This window comes from Kribbella hippodromi (assembly GCF_039531045.1).
GTDB lineage: Bacteria > Actinomycetota > Actinomycetes > Propionibacteriales > Kribbellaceae > Kribbella > Kribbella hippodromi.
Genome location: NZ_BAAAPH010000028.1, coordinates 72,784 through 86,166, shown reverse-complemented (window position 1 = coordinate 86,166; position 13,383 = coordinate 72,784). Strand labels below are relative to the sequence as shown.

At 68.6% G+C, this 13,383-nt stretch carries 13 protein-coding genes; 5 read left to right on the top strand and 8 right to left on the bottom strand.

From position 1 onward, the window contains the following. Positions 1 to 328 precede the first annotated feature (328 nt). Positions 329 to 1,318: a helix-turn-helix domain-containing protein gene (locus ABD260_RS32730; RefSeq protein WP_344239929.1), complete on the top strand. Its 990-nt coding sequence runs from the start codon at positions 329 to 331 to the stop codon at positions 1,316 to 1,318. A gap of 7 nt (positions 1,319 to 1,325) precedes the next feature. Here ABD260_RS32730 and ABD260_RS32725 read toward each other — a convergent pair whose 3' ends face one another. Continuing rightward, the gene (locus ABD260_RS32725; protein ID WP_344239961.1) at positions 1,326 to 1,685 is read right to left on the bottom strand and encodes an MFS transporter; all 360 of its coding nucleotides are present in this window, start codon (positions 1,683 to 1,685) and stop codon (positions 1,326 to 1,328) included. A gap of 1,060 nt (positions 1,686 to 2,745) precedes the next feature. Here ABD260_RS32725 and ABD260_RS32715 point away from each other — a divergent pair. After that, on the top strand, positions 2,746 to 3,192 hold the full coding sequence (locus ABD260_RS32715) for a helix-turn-helix domain-containing protein (protein WP_344239925.1): 447 nt from the start codon (positions 2,746 to 2,748) through the stop codon (positions 3,190 to 3,192). 3 nt (positions 3,193 to 3,195) lie between these two features. On the opposite strand, the gene ABD260_RS32710 is transcribed toward ABD260_RS32715, so the two are convergent. Together ABD260_RS32710 and ABD260_RS32705 are read right to left on the bottom strand one after the other, a co-directional pair. Next, positions 3,196 to 4,302: an aspartate-semialdehyde dehydrogenase gene (locus ABD260_RS32710; RefSeq protein ID WP_344239923.1), complete on the bottom strand. Its 1,107-nt coding sequence runs from the start codon at positions 4,300 to 4,302 to the stop codon at positions 3,196 to 3,198. Next, positions 4,299 to 5,567, bottom strand: coding sequence for an aspartate kinase (locus tag ABD260_RS32705; RefSeq protein ID WP_344239921.1), 1,269 nt, complete (start codon positions 5,565 to 5,567; stop codon positions 4,299 to 4,301). Before ABD260_RS32705 ends, ABD260_RS32710 begins: the two co-directional genes overlap by 4 nt. 232 nt (positions 5,568 to 5,799) lie before the next feature. Here ABD260_RS32705 and ABD260_RS32700 point away from each other — a divergent pair, with 232 nt between their 5' ends. Then, positions 5,800 to 6,126 carry an ArsR/SmtB family transcription factor gene (locus tag ABD260_RS32700; RefSeq protein WP_344239919.1) on the top strand — a complete coding sequence of 109 codons (327 nt, stop codon included), beginning with the start codon at positions 5,800 to 5,802 and terminating at the stop codon, positions 6,124 to 6,126. Positions 6,127 to 6,347: 221 nt separating this feature from the next. After that, a complete protein-coding gene (locus ABD260_RS32695) occupies positions 6,348 to 6,932 on the top strand; it encodes a dihydrofolate reductase family protein (RefSeq protein ID WP_344239917.1) in 585 nt (194 codons plus the stop codon). Here the strand turns inward: ABD260_RS32695 and ABD260_RS32690 are convergent. Further along, positions 6,815 to 8,026, bottom strand: coding sequence for an MFS transporter (locus ABD260_RS32690; RefSeq protein ID WP_344239915.1), 1,212 nt, complete (start codon positions 8,024 to 8,026; stop codon positions 6,815 to 6,817). The two genes, ABD260_RS32695 and ABD260_RS32690, sit on opposite strands and share 118 nt — an antisense overlap. Positions 8,027 to 8,126: 100 nt before the next feature. On the opposite strand from ABD260_RS32690, the gene dinB reads away from it, so the two are divergent. Beyond that, positions 8,127 to 9,323 carry a DNA polymerase IV gene (gene dinB / locus ABD260_RS32685; protein WP_344239913.1) on the top strand — a complete coding sequence of 399 codons (1,197 nt, stop codon included), beginning with the start codon at positions 8,127 to 8,129 and terminating at the stop codon, positions 9,321 to 9,323. Here the strand turns inward: dinB and ABD260_RS32680 are convergent. The 4 genes from ABD260_RS32680 to ABD260_RS32665 form a co-directional block, all read right to left on the bottom strand. Beyond that, positions 9,320 to 9,964 carry a DUF5063 domain-containing protein gene (locus ABD260_RS32680; RefSeq protein WP_184838002.1) on the bottom strand — a complete coding sequence of 215 codons (645 nt, stop codon included), beginning with the start codon at positions 9,962 to 9,964 and terminating at the stop codon, positions 9,320 to 9,322. The genes dinB and ABD260_RS32680 overlap by 4 nt on opposite strands. Next, a complete protein-coding gene (recR, locus tag ABD260_RS32675) occupies positions 9,957 to 10,556 on the bottom strand; it encodes a recombination mediator RecR (protein ID WP_131292783.1) in 600 nt (199 codons plus the stop codon). The genes ABD260_RS32680 and recR overlap by 8 nt, the downstream gene beginning before the upstream one ends. Position 10,557: 1 nt before the next feature. Next, positions 10,558 to 11,298 carry a YbaB/EbfC family nucleoid-associated protein gene (locus ABD260_RS32670; RefSeq protein ID WP_344239909.1) on the bottom strand — a complete coding sequence of 247 codons (741 nt, stop codon included), beginning with the start codon at positions 11,296 to 11,298 and terminating at the stop codon, positions 10,558 to 10,560. Between the two features lie 835 nt (positions 11,299 to 12,133). Continuing rightward, positions 12,134 to 12,721, bottom strand: a complete 588-nt coding sequence (locus ABD260_RS32665; RefSeq protein ID WP_344239907.1) for a hypothetical protein — start codon at positions 12,719 to 12,721, stop codon at positions 12,134 to 12,136. Positions 12,722 to 13,383 lie beyond the last annotated feature (662 nt).

The following is a 13,383-nucleotide window of genomic DNA, read 5'->3' as shown; positions in this document are numbered from 1 at the left end:
CGATCCGCCGGATCGAGACCCAACCGAAACCGGGCCTGCTGACGGGATCGCCGGCACAGGTCAGAATTGGGACCACGCGCCAGAATTGGAACAGCAGCCCGGCGGCGCTCAGGTGGTCCGTCGCCGGGCTGCTGGACCTCAATTCTCGCTCAGCGGCGCGCGAATAGGGTGGCCAGATGGTGACACGGCACAAGAATGCTGACAGGACAACAAATATTGCTGCCCGCAGCTACGCCGACACGGAACGTGCCGACGGCGCTGGTTCGGCCCCTCTAACCTGGAGGGACGGTAGCTGACGGTGACAGTACTCGGAAGGGAGGGGAGAGTTGTGAGCCCAACGGACACGGAGCGTGCCGATCATTTGAAGGTGCTCGGACTCGACGACGACGAGATCAAGGTCTACCAGCACCTGCTGCGGACCGGTCCGGCGTCGATCGCCGAACTGGACGACGCGGTTCCCGACCGGGACCGCCCGATCGACAGCACCCTCGGCGGCCTGGTCCGGGCCGGCCTGGCCCGCCGCTCCGGCTCGGACCACTCCCGGTACCTGCCGGTCCCGCCGGACGCCGGCCTGGAAGCGATGACGCTGCGGCGCGAGTCCGAGCTGAAACAGGCCCGCATCCAGGTCCTGAACGCCTACGACGAGTTCCGCCGGACCGTGCACAACGAGTCGACCACGCACCTGATCGAGGTGGTCACCGGGACCGCGATCGTGCAGCGGATCCGCCAGATCAAGAGCGGCGCCCAGCGCGAGATCCTGGCCATCGACTCCCCGCCGTACTACATCGGCGGCCCCAACCAGGAGGAGATCGACCACCTGAAGCGCGGCGTCTCGTACCGGGTGGTGTACTCACCGGAGTCGGTCGAAGTGCCCGGGTACCTGACCGAGAACATCCTGCCCTGTGTGGAAGCCGGTGAGCAGGCACGCGTACTCCCGGATGTGCCGGCCAAGCTGACGATCATCGACGGCTCGATCGCGTTCGTGTCGATGTCGGTGCGCGACACCGACGTGAACCGCTCGTTGCTGATCATCCGTCCTAGCAGTCTGCTGACCGCCCTGATGGGCATGTTCGAGCTGTGCTGGCGCAATGCGCTTCCGCTGCACGCGTCGGTCGGCGCGGAGGACGACCGGCTGGAGCCGATCGAGCGCCGCCTGCTGGCACTACTCGCGACCGGTGCGGCGGACGACACCATCGCCCGTACGCTCGGTATCAGCCGCCGGACATTCTTCCGCTACCTGGAGCGGCTGATGAACCGCACCGGCGCCAGCACGCGTTTCCAGCTCGCACTGCACGCCGCCCGGGAGAACTGGCTCTAACAGCGCATTAGAAGGCCTTGCGCCGCGTGACGGTCACGATCGCGGCCAAGGCCAGTCCGATCGCTGCGGAGACACCAGCGATCCGGTGCAGTCCGACAGTGTGCGTAGGCGCGGATGCGATCACACTGCCCAGTACGGCGATGCCCAACGTCGTACCGGACTGGCGGGTTGCATTCACGGTCGCGGAGCCCGTGCCGCTGCGCTGTCGACCTACTGCATCAATCACTGCGGAGTTGGTCGGTGCATTGGCCAGTCCGGCGCCGCAGCCCAGCAGTACGCCGAACAGTGCGGTCTCTGCGAAGCCAGTACTCGGCTGTTCGGTGAAGAGCATCAGCGCGGCGGCGGTGAGCAGTACGTACCCGGCGATGATCGGCCAGGCCGGACCGGACCTGTGCAGCCACTTACCGGCGATGTAAAGTCGGAGGCCAAGCGGTCTTAGGAAGACAACTCACAAGACCAACTCCTTGGCTCACAGAACGACATGGCTACGATCCGACTTCAGGTACGACGGGAACAGCGTGACCAAGGTGAACGCGGTGAAGCCGAGCATGAAGGCAGCCAGGTTCGGTACGGCGAACCGGGCTGAACCGAACCAGCGCAGTGGAAGCATCGGGGCCTCCTGCCGCAGCTCCACCACGATGAAGGCGATCAAGCAGACTGCTGCGATCACCAGCGGTACAAGGGTGTACGCGGACCAACCGGATGTGCCTGAGTTGATCAGCCCCAACGACAGCGCCCCGAGCCAGGCAATGCCGAGCAGCTGACCGGGGAGGTCCAGCGACGCATGCTCCGGGTCAGCTGACTCACTCAGGCTGCGGGCCGCCATCCAGAGGATCACTGCGCCGATCGGCACGTTGACGAGGAAGATCGCCTGCCAGCCGGCCAGTGCGATCAGCAAACCGCCGACAGTCGGCCCGACCACACCGGCCAGACCGCCGGCCATCGCCGCACCGGCGATGATCCGGCCGCGCTCCCGCGGCTCGTGGAAGGTCTGCGCGAGCAGGGAAAGCGTTGCGGGCAAGGCGATCGCCGCACCGATGCCCTGGACGAACCGGCCGGTCAGTAGCAGTCCTGCACTCGCCGCAAACCCACAGGCCGCCGAGCCGGCCACGAAGAGCGCCACGCCGCCCAAGTACATCCGCTTGCGTCCGTACCGGTCGCCGAGTGCTCCGGCGGACAGCGACAGCGTTGCCAGGCAGAGTGTGTACGCACCTATGACCCACTGCACGGTTGCCGGTGTGGTGTGCAGATCTGTCTGCAGTGACGGCAGTGCTGTGATGACGACGTTGACGTCCAGGATGACCATGAACGTGGTCAGGTACATCGCCACGACCGCCGTACGATGCCGGGCTGTGGTGGTGTCGAGCACAGGGCACCTTTCATCGAGAAGTTAGGTTGCCCTAACTTTCGATGCTAAAGTCGCCTTCATGTCAACGGTGCCGATCGGGCCGGCGGCGGCTCTGTACGAGGTGGCGCCGTCCACGCTGCGCTGGTGGGAACGTGAGGGCGTGCTCGGGACGGACCGCGGCGCGGACGGACGCCGGCGGTACGGCGACGAGGAACTGCGGCTGATCGGGTTCGTCTACTTGTGTCATGTGGTCGGGCTGATGCCGCTCGACAAGACCGCGATCGTGGTTGGTGCGGCGGTGGAACGCGAGCGGTGGCAGCGGACGGTGAACGAGGAGATCGCGGCGCTGGACGCCCGGATCGACGACCTGACCGCGGCTCGGGAGTACCTGCGGCACCTACTGACCTGCACCAGTGACCCACCGGTCGACTGCGCACACCTGCACGCGGAACTCCTCCGCCGCACGCCAGTAGGCCGCTTCCCCGACACCACAGACCTGACCACGGCTGCCCGAGAAGCGACCTAAAAACTACGCCTGGGCTGGGATGAATTCCTTTGCCACGACCTCGGCGATCTGGGCGGTGTTGAGGGCCGCGCCCTTGCGCAGGTTGTCGCCGCAGACGAACAGTTCCAGCGCGTTCGGATCGTCGAGGGACTTGCGGATCCGCCCGACCCAGGTCGGATCGGTGCCGACCACATCGGCCGGCGTCGGGAACTCGCCCTCGGCCGGGTTGTCGAAGAGCAGCACGCCCGGAGCATCCCGCAGTACCTCACGAGCGCCGTCCGCGTCGACCTCCTGCACGAACCGCGCGTGCACCGACAGCGAGTGCGTGGTGACGACCGGAACCCGTACACAGGTCGCGGACACCTTCAGGTCCGGCAGCCCAAGGATCTTCCGCGACTCGTTGCGTACCTTCAGCTCCTCCGACGACCAGCCGTCGTCCTTGAGCGAACCGGCCCACGGCACCACGTTCAGCGCCAGCGGCGCGGCGAACGGGCCGAGATCGTTGCCGACCACCCGCCGCACGTCACCCGGCGAGCTGCCGAGCTCCCGGTTGCCGGCCACCTTCGCGAGCTGGTCGTAGAGCGCGTCGATCCCGGACTGTCCGGCCCCGGATGCGGCCTGGTACGAGGCGACCACCAGCTGCTCGAGCTCGTACCGGTGGTGCAGCGCGCCCATCGCGACGATCATCGACAGGGTCGTGCAGTTCGGGTTCGAGATGATGCCCTTCGGCCGGTTCCGGGCCGCCTCGGCGTTCACCTCGGGGACCACCAGGGGTACGTCCGGGTCCATCCGGAACGCGCCCGAGTTGTCCACCACGACCGCGCCCTTCGCGGCCGCGACCGGCGCCCACTCCAAGGACACCTCGTCGGGTACGTCGAACATCGCCACGTCGATACCGTCGAAGGCGTCCGCGCTGATCGCGACCACCTCGACCTCTTCGCCGCGGACCTTCAGCCGCTTGCCCGCGGAGCGCTCGGACGCGATCAGCCGGATCTCTCCCCAGACGTTCTGCCGGGTCGAGAGCAGGGTCAGCATCACCGACCCGACCGCACCGGTGGCGCCGACCACCGCCAGCGATGGCAGCCCCGCCCGGTCCTCGATCGTGTTGTCCACAGCGCTCACAGCGGTCACCGTCCAGTTCCTCCGTACACGACGGCCTGGGTGTGCTCGTCGTCCAGATCGAATGCGGTGTGCGCCGCGGTCACGGCAGCATCCACCAGGTTTTCGTCCACCACCACCGAGATCCGGATCTCCGAGGTGGAGATCATCTCGATGTTCACGCCGGCGTCGGCCAGCGCGGAGAAGAACTTCGCCGAAACGCCCGGGTGCGAGCGCATTCCGACACCGACCACCGAGACCTTGCCGATCTGGTCGTCGTACAGCAACTGCTCGTAGCCGACCTCGTCCTTCATCCGGGCCAGCGCGGACATCGCCCGGGCGCCGTCGGCGCGGGGCAGCGTGAACGAGATGTCGGTCCGGTTCGTCGCCACCGCCGACACGTTCTGCACGATCATGTCGATGTTGGTCTCGGCACCGGCAACGGTCTCGAAGATCCGGGCCGCCTCACCCGGCTTGTCCGGCACTCCGACCACGGTGATTTTGGCCTCGCCACGGTCGTGGGCCACGCCGGAGATGATCGCCTGTTCCATCTGATCCAGTTCCTTCGCATCGACGACCCAGGTGCCTTCCTTCTGCGAGAAGGAGGAACGCACGTGAACCGGTACGTTGTAGCGCCGCGCGTACTCGACGCAGCGCAGGTGCAGCACCTTCGCGCCGCAGGCGGCCATCTCGAGCATCTCCTCGTAGGAGATCTTCGGGATCTGCTTGGCGGCCGGCACGATCCGCGGGTCCGCGGTGAAGATGCCGTCCACGTCGGTGTAGATCTCGCAGTAGTCCGCCTCGATCGCCGCGGCCAGCGCGACCGCGGTGGTGTCGGAGGCGCCGCGGCCCATCGTGGTGATGTCCTTGGTGTCCTGCGCCACGCCCTGGAAACCGGCCACGATCGCGACGTACCCGGCACCCAGGGCGTCCTCGATCCGGCCCGGGGTGATGTCGATGATCCGGGCGTTGCCGTGCGCCGAGGTGGTGATCACGCCGGCCTGCGAGCCGGTGAAGCTGCGCGCCTCGTACCCCAGGTTCGCGATCGCCATCGCCAGCAGCGCGGCGGAGATCCGCTCACCCGAGGTGAGCAGCATGTCGAGTTCCCGCGGCGGCGGCAGCGGGGAGACCTGCTGGGCCAGGTCCATCAATTCGTCGGTGGTGTCACCCATGGCGGAAATGACGACCACCACGTCGTTGCCGGCCTTCTTTGTCGCGACGATCCGTTGGGCCACGCGCTTGATGCAATCGGCGTCGGCGACCGAAGAACCGCCGTACTTGTGTACGACGCGTCCCACAGCTCTGTCTCCTCAAACCACTGGTTGCGGTACGCCGTGCGGCGTTGCACCAGGCGTAGTCTCTGCGGTCATTCTAGCCGTGACCTGCCCGTTGCCTACCGGCTGACCAGCACCCGGGCGGACCGTCCGGTGGATCGGCGGACCGGCCGGAAGGTTCCCCGGCCCGGGTCGGCGGCGGCCGGAAACCGTTCGGCCACTTGTTCATATAAGTCTTCGCTGAAATAATGGCCGGGTGCATGCGTTCGACATTCTCGGCGATCCCGTCCGCCGCCGGATCCTGGAACTGCTGTCCGAGGGCGAGCTCCCGGCCGGCAGTATCGCCGGCACGATCGGTGCCGAGTTCGGCATCAGCCAGCCGGCCGTCTCCCAGCATCTGCGGGTGCTGCGCGACAACGGCTTCGCGACCGTCACGGTCGACGGCACCCGGCGGCTGTACGCGGTCGACCCCGGCCCGCTGCGCGAGATCGATACCTGGCTGGACCGGTATCGCAAGTTCTGGACGAACCGCCTCGACGCCCTCGAAACCGAACTCCACCGCGGCCGCCGCACCAAGGACTGAAACCTTCCGCCCGCCGGCTGCATCTGGGTTGGTAGAACTCAGAGGGGGTCTGAGGACCCTGCGCCGTAGCGAGGAGGTGCTCGGTGCGGTAGCTCGGCGTGCGGGAGGGGAGGCCTCGATGTGGTTTCATCGTGGCCTTTCCTCCCGTGCGGCGAGCTGCCGTGCCGAGTGCCCCGCAGTAGGCGCAGGGTCCTCAGACCCCCGCTAAAGGGGGTTTGGTTATGCGGAACCTTGTGGTGCGGCTGTGCATGTCCGAGGACGGGATCGTCGAGCGGCCGGAGCGGTGGTTGCCTCGGGGTGGGCTCGGGCAGTTGCCGGCCGGCACCGGGACCGTGGTGCTCGGACGGCAGACGTACGAGCGGTACTTGGACGCACTCGACCTTGCCGGCGGCCGGACGCTGGTGATCGCCTCCCGACCGGTCAGCGTGCGTCCGGGGATCGAGCTGCTGCACGGCGAGACCCGTCGCGTACTGACCGCGCTGAAGTCGATTCCGGGCGAGGACCTCCACGTCGTCGGCAGCCTGGGGCTGGTCCGATCGCTCCTGCGCTGGCGGTTGATCGACGAGTTCTCCCTGCTCATCCACCCGGTCGCAGCGGGACGAGGCGTACTGCTGGACCGCCGCCCGCTCCGGCTGATCTCCATGTGCGCCCGCGACGGCGGCGTACTGGAGGCGAACTATCGCGTCCGCTACGCGGCAACCGCAGCCCCCTCGACCGCACTGGTCTCGGCCGGCCGGTGGGGTGGTACGCGGAGCAGGGACAGAGTGGCCAGTACCGAGAGACCGGCCGTCAGGACCCACGCGTAGCGCACTCCGCCCGCTTCCACGGCCGCACCAGCGACAGCGGAGCCGATCGCGGACCCGACCATTCCACCGCTCTGCGCCCAGCCGAAGATCTCGGCGTGCGCGGACGTCGGCGTCAACGCACCGATCCGCTCGTAGATGGCCGCGATCGTCGGGGCGATCATGCAACCGGTGGCGAACATGGCGATCGCCAGCGCGACTACCGACGACGTGACGAAGATGCACAGCACGACCAGTCCGGAGAGCACCAGCATCCGGCGCCACACCGCCGACGTACGCCGGCCAGGCAGCGCTCCGGCAACCACTCCACCGGTCACACTGCCCGCCGCCGCGACCGTTTCGAGGATGCCCGCGATCAGCCGGTTGCCGTGCTCATCGGCAACCGCAACCATGCCGAGCGACATCGACGCGAAGCCCATCACCAGACAGGCCCAGGCAAGCAGGATCGGCGTCCGGTGCGGGTGGAAGATCAGCTGCCAGGCAGTAGGGCGCGGACCGGCGGAGGCATCATGCGGTACGGCGGGCTGCTGGTTCAGACCGAACCACCAAATCGCGCCGGCCGCCGTGATCGCGCAAGCGAGCAGACCGGCCCGTGGGCTGGCGAAACTGACGATGATCGCGCCGATCAGCGGACCGAAGACGAAGAGCAGCTCCTGCGCGGTGGCGTCGAGTGAGTACACCGCTCGGAGCTTGGAGCCGTGCACCAGCCGCGGCCAGTTCGCCCGTAGCGCGGAGGTGACCGGCGCGACGAACGCTCCGGCGAGTAGGGCAGCGACAGGGAGCAGCCGGTACCAGCTGTAGGGCAGTAGTGCGAGTACGGCCATCCAGACGCCCCAGGCCATACCCGTACCGATGACGACCTTGCGGGCGCCTCGCCGGTCGGCCATCCGGGACCAAACCACGCTGGCGATCGCCGTACCGACCGAGTAGGCACCGGCAACCACGCCGGCCCAGCCGAAGTTTCCGGCGGCGTCCTTGGCCAGGAAGGCCAGCGGGACCATGGTCGCCATCACCGGTAGCCGCGCGATCAGCGCGGAGGCCAGCAGGGCCATCACGCCGTGGGTCTTCCAGAGATCGCGGTACGCCGACAGGTCCATGAGCCGCATTCTCTCCTGACCGCCGCGCGCGCCGCCTCCGGAAAAATCCCTATCTCGTTTCGGCGGTCTTTTTGTCGGCGGTGTATGCGAACATGTGTTCGTGCCCGGTTCCGGCGGAGCGACCATCCTGCATGCTGATCTGGACGCGTTCTACGCGTCGGTCGAGCAGCGGGACGACCCGCGCCTGCGTGGCCGGCCGGTGATCGTCGGCGCCGGCGTGGTGCTTGCCTGCAGCTACGAGGCCAAGGCGTTCGGCGTCCGGACCGCGATGAGCGGCGGCCAGGCGTTGCGCCGCTGCCCCGGCGCGATCGTGGTCGACCCGCGCATGTCGGCGTACTCCGAGGCCAGCAAAGCGGTGTTCAAAGTCTTCGAGGACACCACCCCACTGGTCGAGGGGCTGTCGATCGACGAGGCGTTCCTGGATGTGGGCGGCCTGTGGAAGATCCGTGGGACGCCGGTCGAGATCGCGCAGCGGCTGCGCGCGGAGGTGCTGTCCCGGGTCGGGCTGCCGATCACGGTCGGGGTGGCGCGGACGAAGTTCCTGGCCAAGGTGGCCAGCGGCGTCGCGAAGCCGAACGGCCTGCTCGAGGTCGCGCCGGACCGGGAGCTGGATTTCCTTCATCCGTTGGACGTTTCGCGACTGTGGGGCGTCGGCGAGGTGACGGCGGAGAAACTCCGGAGCCGCGGGCTGACCAAGGTGGGCGACGTCGCGATGATGCCCGAGGCGGCACTGGTGTCGATCCTCGGGCGCGCGTCGGGGCGGCACCTGCACGCGCTCGCGCACAACCGGGATCCGCGCCCGATCGAGGTCGGGCGGCGGCGCCGTTCGATCGGTTCGCAACGCGCGCTGGGGCGTTCACCGAAGTCACCCGCGACCCTGGACGCGGTGCTGGCCGGTTTGGTCGACCGGGTCAGCCGGCGGATGCGCAGCGCCAGTCGCTCCGGGCGGACGGTGACGCTGCGGCTGCGGTTCGACGACTTCAGCCGGGCCACCCGGTCGCATACGTTGCCAGAGGCAACCGATCAGACGCGGGCGATCCTGCACACCGCGCGCACCTTGCTGCGGACCGCGCAGCCGCTGATCGAAGCCCAGGGCCTGACCATGATCGGCATCTCGGTCGGCAACCTGCAGACCGAGGCGGCGATCCAGCTCGCCCTCCCGTTCGACAAGGCCGCCAACAACGAACTCGACAGCGCCCTGGACCTGGTCAAGGACAAGTTCGGCACGAACGCGATCACCCGCGGCGTGCTGCTCGGCAAAGACCAGGGCCTCCAGATGCCCATGCTCCCGGACTAGCGGCGCTGGACGGCTTCTTCGGCTACCTCGACGAGCTCGCGGTCGGTTGCCTCGGTCTCGGCGTCATGGGCCGGCTCGAGCCGGTCATGTGCGATCAAGGACTGGATCGCGCGCAGTACCGCACTCGCCGCGGCACCCCAAGTGGACACGTACGAGAACTGCCACCACCACAGTGCCTCGACAACCCGGCCGTCCTCGTAGTGCGCGAGGCCGTGGACCAGGTCGGTCGCGATCGCGGTCAGGTCGTCGGAGAGCCGGTTGACGGTGATCTCCGGCGGCGCGGCATACGGATCGAACACCTCGGCGTACTCGTCGAGGCCCTCGAACAGCACCGCCAGCCGGGCGCGCATCGCGTCCAGATCCGGGTCCGGACCGGCGTCGCTCTCGAACCGCTCCTCCGGGACGAAGTCCTCGAAGGCGCCCAGCCGGCCGCCCGCGAGCAGCAGCTGGCTGACCTCGAGCAGCAGGTACGGCAGCGAGGCGAGGCCTTCGTCGACCCCGTCCTCGTCCGGCTGCGCGGCGATGTCGCGCACCGAGATCAGGAAGCTCCGGACCTGGTCGGCGATCTGCTCGGCGAACTCGGTCAGGTCCTCGGAGTCGGTGCCCAGCGCCCGCTCCGCAATATCGGTTGGTTCAGTCATCGATCGATCGTCGCCCTTCAAACGCCCGTCCGAGTGTGACCTCGTCGGCGTACTCGAGGTCACCGCCTACAGGAAGTCCACTAGCCAATCGGGTCACGCGCAAGCCCATGGGCCGGAGCAGCCGGCTCAGGTACGTCGCCGTCGCCTCACCCTCCAGGTTTGGATCGGTGGCGAGAATGATCTCGGTCACCTCGCCGCTGGCCAGCCGCTGCATCAGTTCCTTGATCCGCAGCTCGTCCGGCCCGATCCCCTCGATCGGCGAGATCGCCCCGCCGAGTACGTGATAGCGGCCGCGGAACTCGCGAGTACGCTCGATCGCGACCACGTCCTTGGCCTCTTCGACCACGCAGATCAGCGACAGGTCCCGGCGCGGGTCGCGGCAGATCCGGCACTGCGTCTCCTCCGACACGTTGCCGCAGATCTCGCAGAACTTGACCTTCTCCTTGACCTGCACGAGCACATGCGCCAGCCGCCGGACATCGGTCTCGTCCGCCGCGAGCAGATGGAACGCGATCCGCTGCGCGGACTTCGGCCCCACCCCGGGCAACCGCCCCAACTCGTCGATGAGATCCTGAACGGCCCCCTCGTACACGTCAGCCCGGGTTCTGACCGGAGTCGCCGGCCCCACTCCCCGGGTTGACAAACCCGACCCCCCGACCACTACCCGCATCCCCGGCCGCACCGGACCTGCCGGTCGCCCGACCCGCACCGGAGCCGTCGCCGGCCGCACCGCCACCAAGCCGCGCCTCGCCCGGCCGTGCACCATCCGCCTGCGCCCCGGCGGACTGCCCGCCGTCGCGGGCCTCGTCGCGCGGCTGGCTGCCACCGGTGGTGTCACTGCCCGGCTGTCCACCGTCACGGCCGTTGGGCTCGCTGCCCGGCGCGTCCTCGTCGCCTGACTCGACCGCCGGCGGCGTCGCACTCGGCAGCCCGAACCCAGCCGGCGCGGAACCCCCGCCACCGAACCCAGCCGGCGCTCCGAACCCCGGGATGCCACCTTCGCCCCCGAACGCACCACCCAGCCCACCGGCGAGCGGCCCCATCGCGGCAGCAGCAGCCTGCTTCGCGTTCTCGGAAGCGTCCCGCACCGCCGCCACGACCAGATCGGCCAGCGTCTCGGTGTCGTCCGGGTCCACGGCTTCCTTCTTGATGGTCAGGCTGAGCAGCTCCCCAGTCCCCGACACCAGCGCCGTCACCAGCCCACCCCCGGCCGACCCCTCGATCTCCTGCTCCTCGAGATCAGCCTGAGCTTCCATCAGCTGGTTCTGCATCGCCTGCGCCTGCGCAAGCAGATTGGACATGTCGAAGCCCCCAGCACCGCCACCGTCGAACACCGCGATCTCCTCGTCCCAACCGCTCGAAACCCACCTACAGCCGGAACCTCAACACTAGCCGGTCCCCCCGACAACCCCACCAGCCCCCAAGAAACCGACCGTTCTCCCCAAACTTATCCACAACCCTGTGGAAACCCCCATCCACACCCACCCCATCCCCGTGGACCCCACCCTCCACTTCTCCACACCCCTCCCCCACCCCCTGTGGAAAACCCAGCCCGCTCCTCGCCAGGGCGCTGGTGGAGCCCTGTGTTCCTGCTCGCACCAGAAAGGGCCCCGGCGTGTGCGGGTCGACAGGAGGTGTGCGTTGAGTGGGTAGTGCACTTGAGCGTGAAGGGGTCGGGATGTACGGCGTCTCAGGGGTGCACTACCTGTCGAACTGCCGATCGCCCGATGCGAGCACGGCCGAGCACAGTCGCGGTTGCAGGTCGGTGCCTCCGGAGCGCGGGCAACTGCCGGGCCGTGAACACTCGGCGGGGGCCGTGAACAGCTGAGCAGGTGTCCACACCCTCCACGGACCGTTCACGCTCCACCGGAAGACTCGACCACGCCTTGAGGGCTGTCCGGATACCCACTCATGTCATGGGTTCTCTCCACACTCACCGCCGGCAGCTGCAGACCACCCCTCCCGCCCGAACCTGACCCACACCAAGCACAAGACCCGGACATCCACTGGTGGTGCCGGTTCTCCGATGGTGCTGCGGGTTCTCCACTGGTCTTGTGGGTTCTCCACTGGTGTACGGGTGGAGAACCCACCACACCAGTGGATATCCACTCGTGTGTCAACTCTCGTGGGTGCCGGTTGGCCAGGCGTCGCAGTGTGAGCGAGGTGGGGTTAGTTGGGTTCTTCGGTGAGGAGCTGGGCGCCGAGGGTTTCTCGGAGTAGATCCGTGTGAGTCCGGAAGTCGTCTTCGAGCACGACGTCGTCCTCCCCGATCGAGGCAGCTTCCTCTTCCGGCGTCAGCGGTACGTCCGGCGGACGCGACACCACAGCCGCCTGCCGCGCCTGCTCAGCCGCAACAGCAGCCTCCGCCGCCCGCCGCTTACTAGCAGCCCGAGCCCGCCGATCCCCCGCCTCACCCCGAGCCCCAGTCCCCGCGCCGAACCCAGTCGCGGTCCCGGTGCTGGTTGGGGTCCGGGGCGACGCCTGCTGATTCCCGTTGCCTCGACCGGAAGGTGCGGCGCCTCCGTTCTCCCACGGATCGGACTCCGGCGGTACGTCGTACTCAGAGTCCGGCGGCTCCCGCAAATCAACCGGCGCCCCGGCCTCATCCCCCCACTGCCCACTGCGCGCGCCACCCCGAGCCCCAGCACCACCGCTGGAACCCGGCGCAGCGCTCACATCCGTCTTACTGCCAGCAGTCGCCGCGACGCCAGCACCTGCCGCGTACGCGCCTGAGCCGTCCGCCCCGGCACTGCCCATCGCCGAACCAGCAGCACCTCTTGCGGCACCGTCACCGGTGAAGCCATCGCCCGCACCAAGCGAGCCACCGGTACCAGCCCCGGCCGCACCCGGACCGCCAACACCAGCCTGGCTCGCACCCGGACCGCCTACCCCGGCAGCACCTGCACCACCAGCGCCGGGAGCACCCGCACCGGCGGCACCTGCCCCGACGGCACCCGCGTTAGGAGAGCCTGTCCCGACAGCACCCGCGTTAGGAGTGCCTGCGCCGGGGGCACCCGCGTTGGGTGAGGCTGCGCCGGTGGCGCCGTGGTCGCCTGGGGCGGAAGAGTCTGCGCCTGGTGTGCCCTGACCGACTGCGGATCCGTCGGTGGCGCCTGCACCCGAAGGTCCGGGGACTTGACCTGCAGCCGCCGGGCCCGCCGGGGCTTGGCTGGCGGAGTGAGCGGCAGGACCTCCGGCGTGGGAGCCGTCAGATGCTGGTACGCCCAGGTGTGGGTTGCCGGGGGTTGGGGCGCCAGACGCTGGGTCTCCTGCTTGCGGAGCCCCGGACTGCGGGATTCCAGAGTGTGCGGTCCCGGCGAGTGCCGTCCCAGACTGCGCGGTCCCAGACTGCGCGGTCCCGGCCTGCGCGGTCCCGGCCTGCGCGGTCCCGGCCTGCGCGGTCCCGGCCTGCGCGGTCC